The sequence below is a fragment of the Pseudomonas sp. MPFS genome (assembly GCF_022537035.1).
Lineage (GTDB): Bacteria > Pseudomonadota > Gammaproteobacteria > Pseudomonadales > Pseudomonadaceae > Aquipseudomonas > Aquipseudomonas sessilinigenes.
Map to the genome: position 1 here is coordinate 5,953,017 of NZ_CP066123.1, position 19,441 is coordinate 5,972,457.

Below are 19,441 nucleotides of genomic sequence, written 5' to 3' on the forward strand. Positions count from 1 at the left end.
CCTCATTCGGCGCCGTGGGCCACCAGCCAGTCATGGAACAACTGGCCGCTGGCCGACAGGCGCCGGTTGCGCAGGTGCACCAGGAAATCCGCCTGGCCGGTGTGGAACGCCCAGTCGCCAACCCGTAGCAACTCGCCCTGGGCCACCCCGTCGCGGGCCATGAAATCCCAGCCCAGGCCCACCCCCAGCCCCTGCTGCACGGCGCTGAACATCAAGGTCAGCTGATTGAAGCCCAGGGCTCCCGGCGGCGCGCTGTAGTCCAGGCCGAAGTGACGGAACCAGTCCCGCCAGTCGATGCAGTTCCAGGCCGAGGCGTCCAGCTGGATCAGCGGCAAGGCCGCCAACTGCCCAAGCTCGCTGACCACCGGCAACTCCAGGCGCCGGCTGGCGATGGGGTAGACGATCTCGGCAAACAGCGGCGTGGCCGCCAGGGACGACCAGTGCCCCGGCCCGTAGAGAATGCCGAAATCATGCTCGGCCACGCTGGACTCGTCCATGTCGTTGTTGGCGTGGATGCTCACGGTGATCTCCGGGTGCTGCTTGTTGAATGCCAACAAGCGCGGGAACAGCCAGAACTGCGCCACCGCATGGGTGCATTGCACGGTGATGGTGTTGGCATCGCGCCCGGCCCGTAACCGCGTGACGCTGCGCAGCAAGGCTTCGAGTTGGGTGCTGACCTGGGCGAACAGCGCCGCGCCGCTGGCAGTGAGCTTCACCCCCCGGGCCTGGCGCTCGAACAGCTCGGTCTTGAGCGACAGCTCCAGGGTGCGGATCTGCTTGCTCACCGCGCTCTGGGTCAGGCACAGCTCGGTGGCGGCCCGGGTGAAGCTGGCGTTGCGGCCCACCGCTTCGAAGGTCACCAGGGTTTCCAGTGGCGGCAAGTGCCGGGCGAAGCGACTCATTAGGCATTCCCCAGGAGAATAGGTAGGTGCCTATATATCCTTTGTCCATCCGGTCAGCAATGACTAGCCTGCGCACCTTGAAGAATCGCTGCGAGTGTGTGCATGAAACGCGGAGTTGCTTATGCGGTCCTGGCCGGTGCGGTCTGGGGCCTGGCCATTGTGGTGCCCAGCCTGTTGCCGGAGTTCAGCCCGCTGATGCTCAGCTGCGCCCGCTTCACCCTGTATGGCGCATTCTCCCTGCTCCTGGCTGCGTCCCAGGCTCGCGAGCTGCTGCAACGCCTGACCTGGAACGACGCGCTGCTGCTGGTGAAGCTGGCACTGACCGGCAACCTGATCTATTTCATGCTGCTGGCCAGCGCCATTCAGTGGGCCGGCGTGGCCAGTACCGCGCTGATCGTCGGCCTCTTGCCCCTGACCATCACCCTGGCCGGGCGCGGGGATGCCGACGCGGTGCCGTTGCGGCGCCTGCGCTGGCCGCTGCTGCTGGTGTTCGGTGGGATCTGCTGCATCAACCTCGACACCCTGCTCACCGCCCAGGGCGATTCGCCGGAGCTGGGCCAGCGGGCCCTGGGCCTGCTGTGTGCCTTCGGCGCGCTGCTGTGCTGGACCTGGTTCGCCAAGGACAACGCCCGCTACCTCAAGAGCAGCCGCTTCGACAGCGGCCAGTGGTCGAGCCTGTGGGGCATCACCACCGGCCTGATGAGCGCCGTGGTCTGGCTGCTGGCCCAGGGCCTGGAGTGGCCGGGCACGCGGAGCGAGGCCAGCGACCAGCGCTGGATGCTGTTCTGGGGCCTGAGCCTGTGCAGCGCGGTGCTCGGCTCGTGGTTCGGCAATCGTATGTGGAATGCCTCGACCCGGCGCCTGCCACTGACCCTGAGCGGCCAGTTGATCGTGTTCGAGACCCTGTTCGCCCTGCTCTACGGCTTCATCTGCCTGCAGCACCTGCCGAGCTTGCTGCAAGCCAGCGCGGCGTTGTTGTTGCTGGCCGGCGTGCTCTGGGCGGTGCGTCGGCACCTGCCCCAGGCTCACTAAGGGCCTCAACCCGAGGCCGCAGAACAACCCGGAAGCGCCACCGGGGAGCGGGGCAGGCGCAGGGCCAGCAAGGCGCCCAATAACGCCAACAGGGCACTGGCGGCGGTGGCCAGTTCGATGCCATAGGCCTGGTTGCCCACCGGGCCCAGGGTGTTGGCCAAGGACACCAGCAAGGCCAGGCCCAGGGCGCCGCCGATCTGCTGGCTGGTGGAGGCCACGCCCGCCGCCACGCCCTGCTCGGTCGCGGCAATGCCCTGCCCCGCCGAGATCCACATGGTGTTCCAGGTCATGCCCTGGCCGATGCTCATGATCACGATCCCGGGTAACAGGCCGACAAAACCCCGGCTGCCCGGTAGCGCCAGGTAGATCATGCCGATGCCCAGGGCCCCGGCCAGCAAGCCGCAGACCAGGACTGCCCGCAGGCTGGCGCGCCGCAGCGCCCGCTCGCCCAGCCAGATGCCCAGGGTGCAGAGCACCGTCGAGGGCAGGAAGGCCAGGCCACTGTGCAACACACTGAACTGGTAGACCTGCTGGAAGTACAGGCTGAGGAAGTAGTACTGCACGCCGAAGCTGCTCATGAACAACGCGGTGATCAGCATCGCCATGCGCAGCTGTGGATAACCCAGCAGGCGCAGGGGCATCAACGGGTCGCGCCCCAGGCGCTCGATACGCAGGAACAACCCGAGCAAGGCCAGCGCCAGCAGCAGGCAGGCCAGGGTCGCCGGGGCGGCCCAGCCCCATTCCGGCCCCTGGACGATGGCGAACACCAGCAAGGTGCCGCCCAGGGTCACGCTCAAGGCGCCCGGCAGGTCGAACTGGCGCCCGCGCTGGCGCGGCGGATCGGAGGGAATCCAGCGCCGGGCCAGCCATGCACACGCACCGGCCAGGGGCACGTTGACCAGGAACACCGCCGCCCAGCCCCAGTACTGGGTCAGCACGCCCCCCAGCAGCGCCCCCAGGGCCAGCCCGGCCGCCGACGCTGCGCTCCACACCGCGAAGGCACGGTTACGCGCCGGGCCTTCGGCGTAGTAGGTATTGATCAGGGCCAGGGTCGCAGGGAACAGCATCGCCCCTCCCACGCCCTGCACCGCTCGCGCCAGCACCAGCCACAAGGCGCTGCCCCCCAGGCCGCCTGCCAGCGACGCCAGGGCATAGAGCCCCTGGCCGACGATGTAGAAACGCCGCTTGCCCAACAGGTCCGCCGCCCGGCCGCCCAGCAGCAGGAAGCCGCCGAAGGTCACGCTGTAGGCACTGACCACCCATTGCAGCTGCTGGGCGGAAAAACCCAGGTGCTGGCCGATCTCCGGCAGGGCAACGAAGACGATGGTGGCGTCCAGGGCAATGATCAGCTGGGCCGTGGCCAGCAACAGCAGCATCCAGCCCGACGGCTTGGCTAGTGGGTTCGCGGACATCGCGGGACTCCTCGGATGAAATGACGGCGGCCAGTTTCATCGATGCGCTTTAAATGATAAACAAGCCCTCCCTTCTTTCAGTAATGACTTTAATCATGGATCTGAACGCCCTGCGCCTGCTGGTCCGAGTGGCCGAAACCCGCAGCTTCACCCGCGCCGCCGGGGACCTGGGGCTGACCCAGTCCGGCCTGTCCCGGGCCATCTCGCGCCTGGAACAGCAGTTGGGCGTGCGCCTGCTGCAACGCAACACCCGCAGCGTCAGCCTGACCCCGGACGGCCAGATGCTGGTGGAGCGTGCCGGGCCGCTGCTGGCGGAACTGGTCCAGACCGAGAGCCTGCTGTTGGAACGCCGCGACTCGCCCACCGGCGTGCTGAAGATCAGCACACCCTCACTGTTCGGACGCAAGGTGGTGATGCCGGTGATCGGCGGCCTGACCGAGCGTTATCCGGCCTTGAGCATCGAGGCGGTGATGACCGACCGGATCGTGGATATCGTCGACGAAGGTTTCGATGCCGTGCTGCGTACCGGAACCATCCAGGACCAGCGCCTGATCGCCCGCCCCCTGGCGCCGCTGCGCTGGGTCACGGTGGCGGCGCCGGCCTACCTGGAACGCCACGGCACGCCTCGGGACCTGGCCGAGCTGCAACGCCACAACTGCCTGGCCGTGCGCAACCTACGCAGCGGCCGGCTGGTGGAATGGCAATTCATGGACCAGGGCAAGCCCCTGGACCTGGCGGTCACGGGGCGTTTGATCTTCGATATCGGCGACGCCCTGGTGGACGCCGTGCTGGGTGGTTTCGGCATCGCCCAACTGATGGAGTTCGCCGTGCGCGAGGCCCTGGACGACGGGCGCCTGCGGCCCATTCTCCAGGCATACGACGGGCGCAGCCGCGAGCTGTCGCTGGTCTACCCGCCCTCGCGCCAGTGCTCGGCAAAACTCACCACATTCGCCGCGGCCCTGGGCCAGGTGAGCTGGTAAGGCACGTCAGCCCTCTTGCGGCGCATCCTGGGTCACACTGAGCAGGCGCGGCTGGGCGATCCGCAGGTAGTCCTCGGTGGACAGCACCATGGATGCATCCAGGCGCCCGGCATTGAAGGCGATTTGTTCATAGCGCGAAGTCAGCTGCGGATCGACGATCAGCAAGATCCGTGGATCGAAGCTCAGCGGTGGGATGGCTCCGATCACGCAGCCCGTCAGCTCCCGGGCCAGCTCCGGCGCTACGAGCTGGGCTTTCTTGCCTCCCAGGGCCGCGCCGACTTTCTTCATGTCCAGCTTCTGGTCCCCGGACAGGATCACCAGGGCGTAGGCATCGCCACCGCCCTTGAGGCCGCACAGCATGGCCTTGGCCCCCTGGCCCGGCTCGGTGCCGCGAATCTCGGCGACCCGCGCCGACTGCCCTTCGGCCGGATGTTCGATCACCCGGTAACGGGCCTGGTGACTGTCCAACAGTTGCACCAGGCGCTGAAAAACATCGTGCATAAAAATCCCTTGTTAGAAATGCCCGGCGCCGATTCAAACACCCGCCAGGGGCGCTGGCCAGCACCGCGCAGCTACAAGCGCACCGGCATGGACGATCCTAGACGGCAACGCCTGCGCGGCTACGCCCAGTCCCTGGTTCACACATCGCCAGCCAACGGTAGCTGGCGCCCGTCAAGGCTGTCGCCAATAGCCAGGAAATGCCCGCCGGCCACATGGTGCAGGGTGCGCAGCCGATCATGGCCGTCGAAGTGCCAACGCCCCTCGCTGAACACTCGCGAGTCGGCCTGGGCGGCAATCACTTCGCCGAGGAACAAATCGTATTGCTGGTGGTTGTGGGGCTCGGGTAGCAATCGACACTCCAGCCAGGCCACGCAACCTTCCAGCAACGGCGCGGCACAGGCTTGGCCGGCGAAGGTGGCCAGGCCGTAGGCGCTGAATTTGTCGCGACCGGCCCGGCTCATCTCCAACCCTGAGCTGTTGCCCAGGCTCTGGGTGATATCGACCTGTTCCACACAAGGCACGTTGAGCACGAAGCTGCCGGACGCCTCCAGCAGTTGCCGGGTCCAGGTGCTCTTGTCGAGCACCACCGCGACCTTCGGCGGTTGGAAATCCAGGGGCATGGCCCAGGCGGCGGCCATGATGTTGCGCTGCCCTTCATGGGCGGCGCTGACCAGGACGGTGGGACCGTGGTTGAGCAGACGATAGGCCTTGTCCAGAGGGACCGAACGACGAAATGCGGGCATGGCAGGCTCCTGAAAAAAAGCGATTGTAGCGCCACTCCCTGGCGGTGCAGATGGGTCGATTGGATGGATTTCCTGGATTATCCGTCCAGCGCCCGGCGGCTTATCCACAGCGCCCCAGACACTAGACTCAACCTTCATTTCAACAGTTGAAGGATGCGCACCATGGCCGACCATTCCCTGAACGACAAAGTGGTGCTGATCGCCGGAGGGGTGAAAAACCTCGGCGGCCTGATTGCCCGCGACCTCGCCCGCCACGGCGCCCGGGCCGTGGCCGTGCACTACAACAGCGATGCCAGCCAGAACGATGCCCAAGCCACCCTGGCCGCCCTCCAGGAGCTGGGAGTCCAGGCCCATGCCTGGCAGGCCGACCTGACCAGTGCCAGTGCTGTGGAGCGCCTGTTCAGCGAAGCCAAGGCGCGCTTCGGCAAGATCGATATCGCCATCAACACCGTGGGCAAGGTCCTGAAGAAACCCATCGTCGAGATCAGCGAAGACGAGTACGACCAGATGTTCGCGGTCAACGCCAAGAGCGCTTTCTTCTTCATCAAGGAGGCCGGCAAGCACCTGGAAGACAACGGCAAGCTGGTGACCCTGGTGACTTCGTTGCTGGGCGCCTTCACCCCTTTCTATGCCGCCTACGGGGGTTCCAAGGCTCCGGTGGAGCATTTCACCCGGGCAGCGGCCAAGGAGTTCGGTGCCCGTGGTATCTCGGTGACCGCGGTGGGACCGGGGCCGATGGACACGCCATTCTTCTACCCGGCCGAAGGTGCCGATGCCGTGGCCTACCACAAGAGCGCTGCGGCGCTGTCACCCTCGAGCAAGACCGGCCTTACCGATATCGAGGACGTGGTGCCTTTCATCCGCCATCTGGTGACTGAAGGCTGGTGGATCACCGGGCAGACCTTACTGATCAACGGCGGCTACACCACCAAGTAATCCTGGCGCTCAAGGGGTAAATTGGCCTGCCGGGCTGCACGTAGCCCCAGGCTGAAGTCAACCGGCATTCCCCGAACCAGGACAGTTGTGACGATGGATAAACTTGAGCAGTACCGGGTATTCATCCAGGTGGCCGACATGGGCAGCTTCATCAAGGCCGCCCATGTCCTGGAATTGCCCAGGGCCACGGTGTCATCGGCAGTACAGCAGTTGGAGACCGGCCTGGGTACCCGCCTGTTGCACCGCACCACTCGCCACGTACAACTGACCGCCGACGGTGCCATTCTCCTGGAACGGGCCCGCCGCCTGCTGGCCGACGCGGCAGAACTCAACCTGCTGTTCCAGCATCGCCAAGTGGATGTCAGCGGTCGCTTGAACATCGACGTCCCCAGCCGTATCGCCCGGCGCCTGGTGGTTCCAGCGCTGCCCCAGTGGCTGGCGCAGTACCCCGGCCTGCAACTGGCCCTGGGGGCGTGCGATCGCAGTATCGACCTGGTCCAGGAAGGCGTGGACTGCGCGATCCGTGTCGGTAGCCTGGCCGACAGCAGCCTGGTGGCCCGCCCCCTGGGGCAACTGGCCTTGATCAATTGCGCCAGCCCTGGCTACCTCGCCGCCCATGGCGAACCCCACACTCCCCAGGACCTGCAGAACGGCCAGTGGATGATCGGCTACGCCTCTCCCGACACCGGCCGCGAGCAACCCTGGGAATACCAGCTCGAAGGGCGCGAGCACCTGCTCAGCCTGCCCAGCCGGGTGATCGTCAACAACGTGGAAAACTACATCGCCTGCTGCCGCCAGGGACTGGGGCTGATCCAGGTGCCGCGCTTCGATGTGCAGCACCTGCTGGACCGTGGCGAGCTGGTGCAAGTTCTGCACGGGCTGCCAGTGGCACCGATGGACATCTGCGCGCTGTACCCCGACCGGCGCCATCGCTCGCGGCGGCTCAATGTATTCATCGAATGGTTTGCCGAACTGGTCCGGCCACACCTGGAACCATGAGCGACGGGCTTGCCCAAGGGCAGCGAGTCATGAGATGAAGGCGCCCCCAACGGACTGAGGCACACGGACCATGGCGCACCTGCTGATCGTCGCCCCACAGCTTGACGACCTGAATGACCTGTTGGCGTTCGAAGAAGAGAATCGCGCCTTCTTCGAAGCCTCGATCAACGCTCGGCCCCCCAGCTACTACTCCAGCGAAGGCGTCGCCCAGGCCATTGTCCAGGCGCAACAGGACGCCGAGGCTGACCGGGGCTATCAATTCCTGATCCGGGAAAGTGGCTTGCTGGTGGGACGAATCAATCTGCATCGGGTCCAGCGCCCGTATTTCAACTGCGCCGAACTGGGCTACCGGGTCGGTGCCCGCTTCACCGGTCGCGGGATCGCCAAGAACGCGGTGACCCAGGTGCTGCAACGGGCATTCGGGGAGTTGCGCCTGAGCCGTATCGAGGCCAATGCCCGGCCTGAGAACATCGGTTCGGTACGCGTACTCGAAGCTTCCGGCTTTTCCCGCTATGGCCATTCACGCCGCAGCTTCCAGTTGCACGGGCAGTGGTTCGATCGCTTGCACTACGAATGTCACTCACCGTTGCTGAGCTGACCTGGCGAGCGCCCGCCACGCAGACGAGCGCCCCTGGCGACAGGCGACTCAGGTCGACAACTGGTTGGCGAACTGCCCTACCGCACTGACCACTTTCTGCGCCCCGTCCTGGATCTCGACGATCACCGTACCGGCTTCCGCCGCCAGGGCCAGGCCCTGCTCGGCGCGTTGCTTGCCTTCGGCCATCAGCTCCACCGCCGTACGCGCCATGTCCTGGTTCTGGCGCACCACGCCGACGATCTCGTCGGTCGCGCTGCTGGTACGCGAGGCCAGTTGCCGCACCTCGTCGGCCACCACCGCGAAACCACGCCCTTGCTCGCCGGCCCGGGCTGCCTCGATGGCAGCATTGAGCGCCAGCAGGTTGGTCTGTTCGGCGATCCCGCTGATGGTCTTGACGATACTGGCGATCACCAGAGATTGCGCGCTCAAGGCTTCGATACCGTCGCCCGCATCCTGCATGTGCCTGGCCAAGTCCTGCATCACGGTCACCGCTTCGGTCACCACAGTAGTGCCGCGCTGGGCGCAGGTGTCGGTCTGCAGCGAGGTGTTGTAGGCGATGCTGGCGGCTTCGGCCACCGCCAGCTCCTGGTTCACCTGGTCGGTGATCACCGTGGCGAACTTCACCACCTTGTAGAGCTTGTTGTTGGCGTCCAGCACCGGGTTGTACGAGGCCTCCAGCCAGACCACCCGGCCATGGGCATCGACGCGCTTGAAGCGCTCGGCGATGAACTCGCCGGCGTTCAGGCGCCGCCAGAACTCTTGGTAAGCCGGGCTGTTGTACTCCTCCGGCTCGCAGAAGATGCGGTGATGCTTGCCTTGGATCTGCGCCAGGCTGTAGCCCATGCTCGACAGGAAACGCTCGTTGGCGCTGAGGACGTTGCCGTTGAGGTCGAACTCGATCACTGCGGTGGAACGCACCAGGGCGCCGATCAGGTTCTCGTGCTCGCGGGATGCCTCGATGGTACGGGTCAGGTCGCTGGAGAAAATCGCGAAGTACTTGATCCGTCCCTCGGAATCGCGCACTGGCTGGGAGATCGAACGCAACCAGGCTTCCTGGCCATTACCGCGCAACAGGCGCACCGCCCCGGCAAAGTGTTCGCCGCGGGTCAGGGTGTTCTTGAAGCGCAGATGGAATTCATCGTGCTTGACGTGCGCCGGGACGATGTCCTCCAGAGGACGTCCCACCAGGTCGCCGCTCTTGTAGAGCATCTCCTGGGCGAAGTTGTGGTTGACCGATTGAATCCTTCCATCGGCGCTCAAATTGATCACGAGCATCTCGCTTTCAAGGCTTTCCTTCACTTGCTGAAGGCTCGAAAGTTCTTCACGAAGAGTCGACAGCTCTTGCTTCAAGCGTTTATTGAACATGGGGATGTACCGGGGGACTGAAAAAATAAGCTGCTTTGGGCCTAACATCGGCCCTGAAATACATTTCTTAATAGCCGTTGGAAGCTGTCCGACGAAAATAATTCAACGCCCCGCAACCCCCGTTGAAACAGGGCTTTGGCCAATGGTTCGAGCTCTCGAAGAGCGCGTATAGTCCAAACTTTGGAAAATCAATGACGATTGACGGAGTTGGACCATGGACGCATCACGCAAGGCACTTTTCCAGCAGGCCGCGGCACGAGTCGGACACTGTTTCGAAGGGGAAATGCGCATTGGCGGCAACTATGTACCGGCCGTACGCAATGACGATGAGGTCTACGTCAGCGGCCAGATTCCCCGCATCGACAACACCGTGATGGTCGTGGGCCGGGTGGGCGCCGAGACCTCCCTGGAACAGGCGCGGCATGGCGCGCAGATCTGCACCTTGCGGGCCCTGGCGATCCTCGAGCAGATGCTCGGCGATCTGCAGCGGATCAAGCGCATCCTGCGGATCAACGTCTACGTCCAGAGCGCGGCGGACTTCACCCAGCAGAGCGAAGTGGCCGACGGTGCATCGGAAATCCTGTACTCGGTATTTGCCGAGGCCGGCGTACATACAAGGACCTCGATAGGGGTCTACCAGTTGCCGAAAAACGCCTCGGTGGAGGTCGACATGATCGTCGCCCTGCATCCCGGATCGCACCAGGACTGAAGGGCAGCACGCTGGCCGGGCAACCACTTCGGACCCGGCCAGCGCAGCGGCAGGCGGGCAGTGGCCATCCATGGATCAACTGCCATTGTTACGGCACAGGCCCATGATCTGGTACTCGATGGTCATGAGCTGGCCCGTGGAGTCCTCATAGGTCATGCGCGAAGGCACCACCTCGCAGGACTTGATCGGCGGGGTGATGCTGACCACCTTGGCGATGTCCAGCTTCATGCCATAGCGATAGCTCTGTACCACTGGCGCGGCCTTGCCCTGCTTCGCCGCATAGCGCTCCATGGCCTTCTCGTTTTGCTCCATGGCCCGGGCAAAAGTGCGATCGCCGCCACCTTCGGCCAACGCCAGGGAAGAGATGGCAAACAGCATCGCGGCGATGCTCAAGTTAAGTGGTTTCATGACAATCTCCTCGTTCGGTTGACAGCTACGAGGATAAAAAACCGACCCTGTCAGAATGATCGCGTGCGCATTACTTATCTGTAAGGCGCCTCTCCGGCCTCCGGCCAGTCTCAGGCAACGCCCGGCCCACAAGGGCTACAGCTCATCCGGGCGATCCCTCGCCCCCTCCTTTCTTGCGCAATTGTAATGGTCGGGTCACCCCGTCGTTATCTGCGGTTTGCAACTATCGACAGCGGTTCCGGGCGCGGCGATGCCCCGGCGGCCAAACCAATAAGAACGCCTGCAGCGATATAAAAACCGATAGCTGCACACTCAGGAGCGCCCTCCCATGCGTATCAACCCTCTACTGTCCCTGTCCGCACTCACTGCGGCACTGGGGCTCGGTCCTATGGCGGCGGTAACTGCCGAGGAACGTCCCGAAGGCTTTATCGAAGGCAGCCAGCTCAACCTGCTGCTGCGCAACTTCTATTTCAATCGCGACGATCGCAAGGGCCAGTCCAGCCCCACCGGCAACGGCTACTCCGAAGCCTGGACCCAGAGCCTGATCGGCAAGTTCGAGTCAGGCTTCACCCAGGGCACCGTGGGTTTCGGCCTCGATGCTTTTGTCATGCACGCCTTCAAGCTCGACTCGGGCACAGGGCGTAGCGGCGGCAAGGGATCGTTCGGCATGCTGCCGGTGAACGGCAGGAACGAGCCGGCCGACAGCTATGGCAAGGCGGGGGGTGCCGTGAAACTGCGGGCCCTGGATACCGTGGTCAAGGTCGGCGACGTCTTCCCTACAACCCCTGTACTGCAGTACGGCGATTCGCGGGCACTGCCCCAGAGCTTTCGCGGTTTTACCCTGGAGAACACCAGCCTCAACGACCTGAAACTGCAAGCCGGACGCATGCATGGTGTGGGCTCGATGAACCAGAGCAGCCTGCGCGATAGTTTCGTCACTTTCTACAAGGGCCCGGTGGACTCGCCCTGGGTCAGCTACTTCGGTGGCGACTACCAGATCAATCCCAACCTCGGTTTCAGTCTCTACGGCAGCCGCCTCAAGGAGGTGTGGGACCAGCGCTACTTCGGCGCCTCGGCCAAGTATCCGGTGTCCAACCAGCTCACGCTGTTCAGTGGCTTCAACTACTACAACGTGGTGGACGAAGGCCGTAAGGAACTGGGCGAGTTGAACAACAACATCTGGAGCGCCAAGGTCGGTGCCACGCTCGGTGCCCACACCCTGGCCTTGTCCCATCAACGCAACAACGGCAACAACCCCTTCGACTACCTGCGCCAGTCGGATTCGATATTCCTCGACAACTCGATCCAGTACAGCGACTTCAACGCGCCCAAGGAGCGCTCGTGGATGGTGCGCTACGACCTCGACATGCAAACCCTGGGCATCCCCGGGCTGACGTTCATGGCCCGTTACGGACGAGGCAGGGGGGCCGACTACAGCCACGCCAATGCCCAGTACATGCAACGCGATTCGGCAGGCGCTCCGTTGACCGGCCAACGTCGCTGGGAACGAGACATCGAGGCCAAGTACGTATTCCAGAGCGGGCAGCTCAAGGACCTGTCGCTGCGTATCCGCCAGGCCACCGTCCGCTCCAGCCGGTTCGAGTCGGACCTGGAGGAATTCCGCCTGATCGTCGAATACCCCCTGGCACTGCTCTAAAGGCTCTGGCCGGGCAGGTTGCTGCCTGCCCGGTGTTAAAACTTCTTCACAGACGCTTGGCTTTCAGAACTGTAATATCGGCCTCACCTTCTCGTTAGGTTGGTCTCCATATACTCCCGGACATACTTGGATCCGCTGTGTTCCTACCAGCGACCGGCCTGCCAGGAGAGAGAACATGCGCCCAACCCAGCTATTACTGACCGGCCTTCTGGCTGTCACCTGCTCCACCGTGTGGGCCGCCGATGGCAGCGAACGTTCGCAACAAGCCCGCACAGCTTTCCTGGCCAGCCAGGAACAGATACACGGCGAATCCGGCCGGGAAACGGAGACCGCCACCACCGACGCCCCTTCTACGCCCAGCGAGGCTGGCGAAGATATTTGACGGCGCTGGTCCACAGAGCACATTCATCTCTTGAAGCGTTTTCATGATGCTCCTTTGGAAAGAGATGAATTTTCAGCGCCCCTCGGGGCGCTTTTTTTTGCCTTCCTCTCGCCCGCCCTCATGACAACACCACCGATCGCAACCCCCGCAAACCTGTAGCCACTGCCGCTATGCGCCCGGGCGCATAGCGGCCGCAACATGAGGTCGATCGGTCGATCGCCGAAGGCCCTACGGGCCTTGTCGCAGCCTCGCGTTGCTCGGCAGCGCCTACAAGGAAAACCGGATACATCTGCCAAAGCCGGGTCAGGGCTAGGTTGAGACCAATCGTTCAACCTGATGGAGCGCAAGGGAATGAGGGACCGGCCTGATGGTTACCGTCTGTTCAAGGGACGGCGTTCGGAGATTGGCAGGATCTATTCCGTGACGGTTGTCACCGAGCACCGGCGCAGAATATTCGACGACTTCCAGCTCGGCCGTCTGGTGGTCGAGCAACTCAAGGGTCAGCACGAGGCAAGCCTGACTCGGACCCTTGCCTAGGTAGTGACGCCCGACCACTTGCATTGGCTGTTTCAGCTGCAGAAATGCTCTCTGGAGGAGGCGTTGTGCCGTCTCAAGTCCAGGAGCGGACGCATTATCAACCTGCGCCTGAACAACCTTGGCCGACTTTGGCAGAAGGGGTATTACCAACGGGCCGTGCGCCGGGAGGAAAACCTCAAGACAATTGCCCGTTACATCATCTGTAACCCGGTCCGCGCCGGCTTGGTCCAGCGTGTAGGCGACTACTCCCTTTGGGATGCGGCTTGGCTCTGACCTTTAGCCGCAGCCCGCTGGGCCTTCAACAATCGACCGGGCATTCTCATGTCGCGGCCGCTGCGCGTCCGTGCGCAATCTGCGGCAGCGGCTTCACGCAGCCGGTCCCGGGGGCGATTACACAGGCATCACTCCTCCCGGCGGTGGGCCCATTGGTACAGCGCGGGCAATACCAGCAGGGTAAGGATGGTGGAGGACAGGATGCCGCCGATCACCACCGTAGCCAGGGGCCGTTGCACCTCGGCTCCAGTACCGGTGGCCAGGGCCATGGGCACGAAGCCCAGGGACGCCACCAGCGCCGTCATCAGTACCGGGCGCAAGCGAGTCAGGGCACCCTCGCAGATGGCCATGGGCAACGACCGCCCCTCCTCCCGCAGGTTGCGGATGAAAGCAATCATCACCAGCCCATTGAGCACCGCCACCCCCGACAAGGCGATGAAACCGACCCCCGCCGAGATCGACAGCGGAATGTCCCGCAGCCACAAGGCCATGATCCCGCCCGTCAGGGCGAAGGGAATGCCGGTGAACACCAGCAGCCCATCCTTGAGGTTGTTGAACATCATGAACAGCAGGCCGAACACCAGCAGCAGGGCCACCGGCACCACCACCCGCAGGCGCTGGGACGCCTCCTGCAACTGTTCGAACTGGCCGCCCCAGGTGGTCCAGTAACCCGCCGGGACTTTCACCTTGTCGGCTATCAGGGTCGTGGCCTCCTCGACGAAGGAGCCAATGTCGCGACCCCGCACGTTGGCGCTGACGATCACCAGGCGCTTGCCGTTTTCCCGGCTGACCTGGTTGGGGCCCAGGACCAGGTCCAGGCTGGCCACTTCCGACAGCGCGATGAAACCGATCTGCCCATTGACGCTGCCTGCCGTCGCGGGGATTGGGACCAACAACCGCGACAACCCATCGATGTCAGTACGCAGCTGATCGGACAGGCGCACCACCATGTCGAAGCGCCGATCGCCCTCATACAGGATTCCGGCCTGGCGCCCGCCCACGGCCACCGCGATGGTGTCTTGCACATCACCGACGTTGAGGCCATAGCGCGCGGCTTTGTCACGGTCGATATTGATGGTCAGCACCGGCAGCCCGGTGGTCTGTTCCACCTTGACCTCCGAGGCGCCCGCCAGGCCCTGCAAGGCGCTGGCGATCTCATTGGCGGTCTTGTTCAGCACCGTCATGTCGTCGCCGAAGACCTTGACTGCTACATCGCTGCGCACCCCGGAAATCAGTTCGTTGAAACGCAACTGGATCGGCTGCGACAACTCATAGGCATTGCCCGGCACCATGGCGCTGGCGCGCTGGATATCGGCGATCAGCGCTTCCCGGGACTTGCCCGGGTCTGGCCACTGGGCCTTGGGCTTGAGCATCACGTAGCTGTCGGAAATGTTCGGCGGCATCGGGTCCGAAGCGATCTCCGCGGTGCCGGTGCGGGCGAACACCCGCTCCACCTCTGGCACCTGGGCCAGCAGGGTCTTTTCCAGGCGCTGCTGCATGTCCACCGATTGCGAGAGGCTGGTACCCGGCACCCGCAGGGCCTGCAGGGCCAGGTCGCCCTCGCTGAGGCTGGGGATGAACTCGCTGCCCATGCGGCTGGCCAGCAGGCCGCTGCCCACCAGGACCGCGCCGGCCAGGGCGAAGGTCAGCCCGCGCCGTTGCATCACCCAGTCCAGCACCGGTGCATAACCACGCTTGGCGTTGCGCATCACCAGGTTCTCCTTCTCCTGGACCTTGCCGGTGACGAACAGCGCAATGGCCGCCGGGACGAAGGTCACCGAGAGGATCATCGCCCCCAGGAGGGCCATGACCACGGTAAACGCCATGGGGTGGAACATCTTCCCGGACACGCCGGTGAGGGCGAAGATCGGCAGGTAGACCACCATGATGATCAGCTGGCCGTAGATCAGTGGGCGCCGGGCTTCCTTGGCTGCGGCAAAGACTTCATGCAGGCGCTCCGAGCGGGTCAGCATGCGCCCGTGGCTCTGCTGGGCATGGGCCAACCGGCGGATGGCGTTCTCGACGATCACCACCGCCCCGTCGACGATGATCCCGAAGTCCAGGGCGCCAAGGCTCATCAGGTTGGCACTGACCTTGTTGCTGAACATGCCGGTGAAGGTGAACAACATCGACAGCGGGATCACCAGGGCGGTGATCAACGCCGCGCGGATGTTCCCCAGGAACAGGAACAGGATGACGATCACCAGCAGTGCGCCCTCGAAGAGGTTCTTCTTCACCGTGGCGATGGCTTTCTCCACCAGGTTGGTGCGGTCGTACACAGTGACCGCCACCACGCCCTCGGGCAGTGTGCGGTTGATCTCTTCAAGCCGCTTGGCCACCGCCTGGGACACCGCGCGGCTGTTTTCGCCGATCAGCATGAACACCGTGCCCAGCACCACTTCACGGCCATTTTCGGTGGCCGCGCCAGTGCGCAGCTCACGGCCGATTTCCACCTGGGCCACGTTGCGCACGCGGATCGGCGTGCCATCGCTGCTGCTGATGACGATGTTGGCGATGTCGTCGATGGAGGCCAGTTGCCCCGGGGCACGGATCAGCAACTGTTCGCCGCTGCGCTCGATATAGCCGGCACCGACGTTGGCATTGTTGCGCTCCAGGGCCGTCACCAGGTCAGTGAGGGTCAGGCGGTGGGCCGCCAGGCGCTTGGGGTCCGGAGCGATCTGGTACTCCTTGGCGAAGCCACCGATGGTGTTGATCTCGGCCACCCCGGGAACGTTGCGCAACTGCGGCTTGATGATCCAGTCCTGGATCACCCGCAGGTCGGTGGGGGTATAGGGCGTGCCATCTTCCTTGCGTGCCCCCTCCTCGGTCTCCACGGTCCACAGGAAGATTTCTCCCAGCCCGGTGGAAATCGGCCCCATCTGCGCCTCCACCCCTTCGGGCAGTTGCTCGCGAGCCACCTGCAAACGCTCGTTGACCAGTTGCCGGGCGAAGAAGATATCGGTGCCGTCCTTGAAGATCACCGTTACCTGGGACAGGCCCGAACGCGACAGCGAGCGGGTTTGCTGCAAGCCGGGCAAGCCGGCCATGGCAGTCTCGATGGGAAAGGTGATGCGCTGCTCGGTCTCCAGTGGCGAGAAGCCCGGCGCCGCGGAGTTGATCTGCACCTGGACGTTGGTGATGTCGGGGACGGCGTCGATCGGCAGCTTCTGGTAGCTGGCGATGCCGATACCGGCCATCAGCAGTACCCCCAGCAGGACGATAATGCGCTGCTCGATGGCGAATTGAATGATGCGTTCAAACATGGATAGTCACTCTCCGCTGGGGCCTGTTCAGTGGCTGTGCTCGGCCGAACCCTTGCCCAGTTCGGACTTGAGGGTGAAGCTGCCGCGCGTGGCGACCTGGGCGCCGGCGGACAGGCCTTCGCGGACTTCCACGAAGCCATCCTGGCTGCCCCCAAGCACCACAGGCGTAGCCTGGAAACCCTCGGCCACACGCACGAACACCGAAGGCCGGTCTTCTACGGTCTGGATCGCCTCCCGGGGCACGCTGACCGGCACCTCGACGGCCGCGGTGGCCACCTCGACCGCCACGAACAGCCCCGGACGCCAGCTCTCCTTGGGGTTGGCCAGGGTCACCCGAACCGTGGCGGTACGGGTCTGCTCTCCCAGCAAATTGCCGACATAAGCCACCTGCCCGCGGACCTGGGTGCCCAGCTCGCTCGAGCTGACATTCACCGACTGGCCGACCCGGACCTTGTCCAGGTCCTTGGGAAATACACCGAAGGTCGCCCAGACCCGGGACAGGTCGGACAGGGTGAAGGCCGCCGTGGTCTCGCCCACCACTTCGCCGACACTGAGGTGCTTCTCCACCACCACGCCATCGAACGGCGCGCGCATTTCATAACGGTTGCCCCCCGCCAGCTGGGCACTGCCGCTGAGCGCCGCCATCTTCTGCCGGGCGTTGCCCAGGGCGATCTCGGCCTCTTGCAGCACCTGCCGCGCCAGCAGGTAGTCCTGCTCGGCGGAGATCTGGTCGACCCACAACTGGCGCTCACGCTCGAAAGTAGTGCGGGCCAGTTCCACCCGCCGGCCGGCCGCCGCCAGCTCGCTGCGCTGGTCGGAAACCTGCTGGCTGGCAATCACCGCCAGCAGGTCGCCACGCTTGACCGACTGGCCGAGGTTGGCCTGCACCGACTCCACCACCCCGGCGGCACGCGGCACGATATGCGAGGTGCGGTCCTCGTCGAAGCGGATTTCCCCCGGCAGGCTGAGCAGGCGATCCAGACGCCGCGGGCCGGCCTCGGCCAGCTCGATCCCGGCCGCCGCGATCTGCTGGGCATTGAGCTCCACCAGGCCCTCATTCCCCTCTTTTCCATGGCCCTCTTCGCCCTGCCCTTGCTCGGTATGCCCTGGCTCGCCATGCCCGGCGGGCGCCGTGGACGCTGAAGGCTGGTCCGTGGCCGGAGGCTCTCGATTGACCAGGCCAGGCAGCAACGAGGCCGCCAGCCCCAGGCCGGCCACCGCCACTATGGCCACAACAAGGCTGCGTTTTTTGTCCATGGATGCTCCTGAAAATGTCGAGGGTCGGCGGCGCAGGCGCGGCCTTACGAAGTGGACGGAAAGAAAAACTTCCCCAGGGCCCGGTGCAGTTCGTGCACGCACCAGTGCCGGGGGGGCTCGTCGCTGCTGGCCGGAGGCACCCGGCCGCAGTCGCTGAGCAGCAACAGGGCGAAGTACGCAAGGCCCCGCAGCCAGGGTTTCACCAGCGGCTGAGGTCGCCGTAGATACGTTCGATCCGCACCCAGGCATCCGTGCTTTGCGCTACCGCCACCAGGTACTGGTTACGGGCGCCGATCAATGTGCGCTGGGCGTCGAGCACCTCGAGGAAGCTGAACTTGCCCATCTCGAAGCCACGGGTGGCGCTGTCTACCGCGCTCTGGGCAGCGGGCAGGATGGTCTGGTTGAACGACTGCACTTCGCGTCGGGCCGTCTCCCATTGCTCCAGGGCCTGGCGAGTCTCGGTACGCAAGCGCAATTCAGTGGCGTTGCGCAGGTCCCGGGCCTGGTCGGCGCGGCGCGCGGCGGACAGCACGTTGCCCTGGTTGCGGTTGAACAACGGCAGCGGCATCGACAGCCCCACCAGGTTGATCCGGTCCTTCTTGCTGCCGTCTTCGTTCCGGCTGGCGTCGTACTGGCTGCCGATGCTGATGTCCAGGTCGGGAATGCGCTGGGCCTTTTCCAGGTCCAGGAAGGCTTCGCGCTGGACGATCTCCTGCTCCGCCAGGCGCAGTTCCGCGGTCTGGGCCAAGCGGTTCAGCAGCTGCGCCGACGCAGGCGGCACGGTGACGATCCCGGCTTGTTCCTGTACGGCAGAAAAATCCGCGCTACCGCTCCCGGTGACCCTGGCCAACTGCCGATAGGCGTTGTCCTGCTCCAACTGGCCACGGTTGAGTTCCAGGCGGATCTCCGCCAGTTGCACCTGGGCCCGGGTAGCCTCCACCGGCGATGCCTTGCCGGCACCGACCCGCCCTTGGGCCACGGTAAGGCCGCGCTCGGCCAGGGCCAGGGAGCGTCCGGCCAGTTGCGTACGCTCCTGGGCTCGCAGCGCTGCGTAATAGGCTTCCAGCACATCGGCCCGCAGTTGGTTGCGCCGCCGATCCAGTTCCAGTTCCGCCAGCCTCTGCCCCTGGCTGGCCACCTCCACCCGCGCACCGCGCTTGCCGCCCAGTTCCAGGGTCTGGCTGAGCTTGACCGACGTGGTGCCTTGCCCGCGCTTGGTGTTCTCGATATCCGTAGACAGCACCGGGTTGGGGATCAGCCCGGCCTGCTGGCGGGCGCCCTGGGCAATATCGATTTCCCAACCAGCGGCGGCCAGCTCTGGGTTGTTGGCGAACGCCCTGGCCATGGCGCTGTCGAGGCTCAACGCCGATTGCCCGGCGGCATTCGCGGCTTGCCCCGCCAGGACCATTAATAAAACCGTGCAGCAGCTCCTTGCGGCCCGGGCGCAGATTCTCGGGAAATTCGGCATATCAGGTTCCGACCCTTGC

General features: G+C 64.6%; 18 protein-coding genes. 9 read left to right on the forward strand and 9 right to left on the reverse strand.

The genetic code is table 11. The features are described 5' to 3' along the window. Positions 1 to 2: 2 nt before the first annotated feature. Positions 3 to 902, reverse strand: coding sequence for a LysR substrate-binding domain-containing protein (locus I9018_RS27295; protein ID WP_068575827.1), 900 nt, complete (start codon positions 900 to 902; stop codon positions 3 to 5). A gap of 102 nt (positions 903 to 1,004) precedes the next feature. Between I9018_RS27295 and I9018_RS27300 the strand changes: the two genes are divergently transcribed. Further along, the gene (locus tag I9018_RS27300; RefSeq protein ID WP_241108002.1) at positions 1,005 to 1,934 is read left to right on the forward strand and encodes a DMT family transporter; all 930 of its coding nucleotides are present in this window, start codon (positions 1,005 to 1,007) and stop codon (positions 1,932 to 1,934) included. A gap of 5 nt (positions 1,935 to 1,939) precedes the next feature. Here I9018_RS27300 and I9018_RS27305 read toward each other — a convergent pair whose 3' ends face one another. Next, positions 1,940 to 3,346 carry an MFS transporter gene (locus tag I9018_RS27305; RefSeq protein ID WP_241108003.1) on the reverse strand — a complete coding sequence of 469 codons (1,407 nt, stop codon included), beginning with the start codon at positions 3,344 to 3,346 and terminating at the stop codon, positions 1,940 to 1,942. Positions 3,347 to 3,441: 95 nt separating this feature from the next. Between I9018_RS27305 and I9018_RS27310 the strand changes: the two genes are divergently transcribed. Then, entirely contained in the window at positions 3,442 to 4,326 is an 885-nt protein-coding gene (locus tag I9018_RS27310; RefSeq protein ID WP_068575819.1) for a LysR family transcriptional regulator, read from the forward strand. Between the two features lie 6 nt (positions 4,327 to 4,332). On the opposite strand, the gene I9018_RS27315 is transcribed toward I9018_RS27310, so the two are convergent. Together I9018_RS27315 and I9018_RS27320 are read right to left on the reverse strand one after the other, a co-directional pair. Continuing rightward, the gene (locus tag I9018_RS27315; RefSeq protein WP_241108004.1) at positions 4,333 to 4,827 is read right to left on the reverse strand and encodes a YbaK/prolyl-tRNA synthetase associated domain-containing protein; all 495 of its coding nucleotides are present in this window, start codon (positions 4,825 to 4,827) and stop codon (positions 4,333 to 4,335) included. Between the two features lie 137 nt (positions 4,828 to 4,964). Further along, entirely contained in the window at positions 4,965 to 5,570 is a 606-nt protein-coding gene (locus I9018_RS27320; protein WP_241108005.1) for a flavin reductase family protein, read from the reverse strand. A 162-nt stretch (positions 5,571 to 5,732) separates the two neighbouring features. On the opposite strand from I9018_RS27320, the gene I9018_RS27325 reads away from it, so the two are divergent. From I9018_RS27325 to I9018_RS27335, 3 genes are all read left to right on the forward strand, one after another. Then, entirely contained in the window at positions 5,733 to 6,506 is a 774-nt protein-coding gene (locus tag I9018_RS27325; RefSeq protein ID WP_068575812.1) for an SDR family oxidoreductase, read from the forward strand. Between the two features lie 93 nt (positions 6,507 to 6,599). Continuing rightward, the gene (locus I9018_RS27330) at positions 6,600 to 7,505 is read left to right on the forward strand and encodes a LysR family transcriptional regulator (protein WP_241108006.1); all 906 of its coding nucleotides are present in this window, start codon (positions 6,600 to 6,602) and stop codon (positions 7,503 to 7,505) included. 70 nt (positions 7,506 to 7,575) lie between these two features. Beyond that, positions 7,576 to 8,103 carry a GNAT family N-acetyltransferase gene (locus tag I9018_RS27335; RefSeq protein ID WP_241108007.1) on the forward strand — a complete coding sequence of 176 codons (528 nt, stop codon included), beginning with the start codon at positions 7,576 to 7,578 and terminating at the stop codon, positions 8,101 to 8,103. 48 nt (positions 8,104 to 8,151) lie between these two features. On the opposite strand, the gene I9018_RS32760 is transcribed toward I9018_RS27335, so the two are convergent. Beyond that, complete coding sequence (locus I9018_RS32760) at positions 8,152 to 9,468, reverse strand: PAS domain-containing methyl-accepting chemotaxis protein (RefSeq protein WP_277398079.1); 1,317 nt, start codon at positions 9,466 to 9,468, stop codon at positions 8,152 to 8,154. Between the two features lie 214 nt (positions 9,469 to 9,682). On the opposite strand from I9018_RS32760, the gene I9018_RS27350 reads away from it, so the two are divergent. Continuing rightward, entirely contained in the window at positions 9,683 to 10,177 is a 495-nt protein-coding gene (locus I9018_RS27350; RefSeq protein WP_068575804.1) for a RidA family protein, read from the forward strand. A gap of 75 nt (positions 10,178 to 10,252) precedes the next feature. Here I9018_RS27350 and I9018_RS27355 read toward each other — a convergent pair whose 3' ends face one another. Next, positions 10,253 to 10,585, reverse strand: coding sequence for a DUF2790 domain-containing protein (locus I9018_RS27355; protein ID WP_241108008.1), 333 nt, complete (start codon positions 10,583 to 10,585; stop codon positions 10,253 to 10,255). Positions 10,586 to 10,913: 328 nt separating this feature from the next. Between I9018_RS27355 and I9018_RS27360 the strand changes: the two genes are divergently transcribed. The 3 genes from I9018_RS27360 to I9018_RS32810 all read left to right on the forward strand — a co-directional run bounded on the left by I9018_RS27360 (position 10,914) and on the right by I9018_RS32810 (position 13,434). Beyond that, a complete protein-coding gene (locus I9018_RS27360) occupies positions 10,914 to 12,242 on the forward strand; it encodes an OprD family porin (RefSeq protein ID WP_241108009.1) in 1,329 nt (442 codons plus the stop codon). 175 nt (positions 12,243 to 12,417) lie between these two features. Then, complete coding sequence (locus I9018_RS27365; RefSeq protein WP_241108010.1) at positions 12,418 to 12,624, forward strand: hypothetical protein; 207 nt, start codon at positions 12,418 to 12,420, stop codon at positions 12,622 to 12,624. Between the two features lie 540 nt (positions 12,625 to 13,164). Further along, positions 13,165 to 13,434, forward strand: a complete 270-nt coding sequence (locus I9018_RS32810) for a transposase (protein ID WP_346780095.1) — start codon at positions 13,165 to 13,167, stop codon at positions 13,432 to 13,434. A gap of 128 nt (positions 13,435 to 13,562) precedes the next feature. Here the strand turns inward: I9018_RS32810 and I9018_RS27375 are convergent, their stop codons facing one another. The 3 genes from I9018_RS27375 to I9018_RS27385 all read right to left on the reverse strand — a co-directional run bounded on the left by I9018_RS27375 (position 13,563) and on the right by I9018_RS27385 (position 19,362). Further along, positions 13,563 to 16,697, reverse strand: a complete 3,135-nt coding sequence (locus I9018_RS27375) for a CusA/CzcA family heavy metal efflux RND transporter (RefSeq protein ID WP_241108011.1) — start codon at positions 16,695 to 16,697, stop codon at positions 13,563 to 13,565. 27 nt (positions 16,698 to 16,724) lie between these two features. Further along, the gene (locus I9018_RS27380) at positions 16,725 to 17,954 is read right to left on the reverse strand and encodes an efflux RND transporter periplasmic adaptor subunit (protein WP_241108012.1); all 1,230 of its coding nucleotides are present in this window, start codon (positions 17,952 to 17,954) and stop codon (positions 16,725 to 16,727) included. Between the two features lie 199 nt (positions 17,955 to 18,153). Next, positions 18,154 to 19,362 (reverse strand): TolC family protein, encoded by a 1,209-nt coding sequence (locus I9018_RS27385; RefSeq protein ID WP_241108013.1) that lies wholly within the window; start codon positions 19,360 to 19,362, stop codon positions 18,154 to 18,156. Between the last annotated feature and the right edge of the window lie 79 nt (positions 19,363 to 19,441).